This window comes from Actinomyces sp. MRS3W (genome assembly GCF_032465695.1).
In the GTDB taxonomy this organism is placed as follows: Bacteria; Actinomycetota; Actinomycetes; order Actinomycetales; family Actinomycetaceae; genus Actinomyces.
The window spans coordinates 1-2,512 of the sequence record NZ_JAWDJJ010000129.1; the positions used below are offsets into that span (position 1 = coordinate 1).

Genomic DNA, 2,512 nt, shown 5'->3' on the forward strand with positions numbered 1-2,512 from the left:
GTCCTCGCGCCCCGGCAGGGTGACGTGCGCCGTCGCCCCGACCGGGACGACGACGTCGAGTTCGAGGCGCCCCTCGCCGGCGGCCGCCGCCTGGGCGGTGACCTCCTGCCCGTCGGCGTCGACGAGCCGCCAGGAGCTGGCGGCCCAGCCGTGGGGGGTGCGGTGCACGGTCTCGGCGCGGGTGAGGCCGCCACCGGGGGCCGGCGCCACCTCGATCACCCGATATCCGGGCTCGGCCGGGGCCAGGCCGCCGACGCTGCGCTCGAGCCAGGCGGCCACGGCGCCCAGCGCGTAGTGGTTGAAGCTGGTCATATCACCGGGGTTGATGGAGCCGTCCGGCAGCATGGAGTCCCAGCGCTCCCACGTCGTCGTCGCCCCCATGGAAACCGTGTACAGCCAGCTCGGGCAGGTGGTGGTCAACAGCAGCTTGTAGGCGGCGTCGGCGTGCCCCGTGGCGCTCAGGGCGCCGGTGAGAACCGGGGTGCCGGCGAAACCGGTGGCGACGTGCCCGCCGGAAGCCTCAACCAGTTCGGCCAGGCGCGCCCCGGCGACCTCGCGGGCATGGTCGGAGCCGGTCAGGTCGAAGGTGATGGCCAGGGCGTAGGCGGTCTGGGTGTCGGAGGTCATGTGCCCCTCACCGTCGGTGAAGCGGGCGCGGAAGCCCTCCCCGATCGCATCCGCCAGGGCCGCGTAGTGGGCGGCGTCGTCGGCGTGGCCGAGCTCGGCGGCCCACCGGGACAGGATCCGGGCCGACTGGGCGAAGAAGGCGGTGGCCACCAGGTGCGGGTCGGTCATGGCCTGCATGGGGTTCTCCGGCGGGGCGGAGGGGTCGAGCCAGTCGCCCAGCTGCATGCCGGAGTCCCACACATGGTCCGCGGCGGCCAGGGAATCGACCAGGTCCACCCACGCCTTGGCGGACTCGTACTGCTGGGTGAGCAGGCCGCGGTCGCCGGTGGCGCGGAACAGCTCCCAGGGCACCACCGTGGCGGCGTCGCCCCACACGGCGGCCGGGCGCGGCGGCGTCCAGAACCCGCCCGGAATGACGGGCACGTACCAGGTCACGGTGCCGTGGGCGCGCTGCTCAATGGCCAGGTCCTCCAGCCAAGAGGACAACAGACCGACGCAGCCGTAGTGGAAGGCGGCGGTGGGCGCGAAGGCCTGAATATCACCGGTCCAGCCGAGCCGCTCATCGCGCTGGGGGCAGTCGGTGGGCAAGGCGACGAAGTTGTCCCGCATGGACCAGCGCGAGTTCTCGTGCAGGCGGTTGACCAGCACGTGGGAGCTGGTGAAGGCGCCCAGGCGCTCCATCTCGGAGTGGATGACGACGGCGGTGATCGCCCCGGACTCGATGGCCTCCTTGGCGGCCTGCGCCCCGCCGGGCCAGCCGGTGACGTCGGCGTAGCGGAAGCCGTGGATGGTGAAGGCGGGCTCCCACTCCTCCACGCCACTTCCGGCCAGGGTGTAGGTGTCGGTGGCGGCGGCGCCGCGCAGCGGACGCGTACCGAGTTGGCCGTGCTCCAGCACCTCGGCGTGCCGCAGGGTGATGGTGGTGCCGGCCTCGCCGGACACCCGGATGCGCAGGCGACCGGAGAGGTTCTGTCCGAAGTCGATGAGGGCGCGCTCGGGAGCGACCTCAATGCTGACGCTGCCCATCTGCATGACCTGCGGCTCGAGCACGGTCACTTCGACCGGTTGCAGGGTCTCCTGCGCCCGCACCGGGGCGTCCACCGGCATGACCAGGCGCTCGGCGTCGGCGGGGCCCACGGCCGCCGGAGTCCAGTCGGCGTCGTCGAAGCCGGGGGAGGACCAGCCGGGGGTGGCGAGCCGGGCGTCGACGGTTTCGCCCTCGTACAGGCCGGTGAACAGGATCTCCCCGACGCCGGCCTTCCAGGAGGAGTCGGTGCCAAGCGTGGTGCGGGTGCCGTCGGCGTGGGTGAGTTCGAGCTGGATGATGGCGGCGACGTCGTCGCCGTACAGGTTGCGGTAGCCGCCGTCGAAGCCGATATGTCCGCGGTACCAGCCGTCGGCGAGTTGGGCGCCGAGCGCGTGGGCGCCGACGCCGTCGCCGGCGGGGGAGGCGGCCAGCAGCTGGGCGGTGACGTCGTAGGTGCGGGCCACGAGCCGGGTGCCGTAGACGGTCCAGCCGGGGACCAGCTCGTCCGTGCCGATGCGTTCGCCGTCGAGCTCGGCGCGGATGAGGCCGTGGGCGCTGAGGTAGACGCGGGCGGAGACAACCGGGCTCTCGACGGTGAACTCGCGGCGCACGCGCGGTGGACGCCGGTCGGACTCGGGGTTCTCCGGCCAGGCGGGGCCCACCGGCAGGGCCGACCAGTCCGCCGGGGTCAGCAGGCCGGCCTCGTAGATGATGGGTTCGGACCAGGGGGACCAGGAGGGGACGTCGGCGGCTCCGGCTACGCGCATGCGCAGGCTCACGCGCTCGCGGGAGGCCAGGGGCGCGGCAGGCCAGGCGGCGAGCACGCCGTCGGCGGTTTGCAGGGGGAGGACCTCGGGC

1 protein-coding gene is annotated in these 2,512 nt (G+C 73.4%); it reads right to left on the bottom strand.

What is annotated here, in order from left to right:
• On the bottom strand, positions 1-2,512 hold a 2,512-nt coding region (locus RWX45_RS04455; protein ID WP_316022570.1), incomplete at both ends, for an alpha-L-rhamnosidase.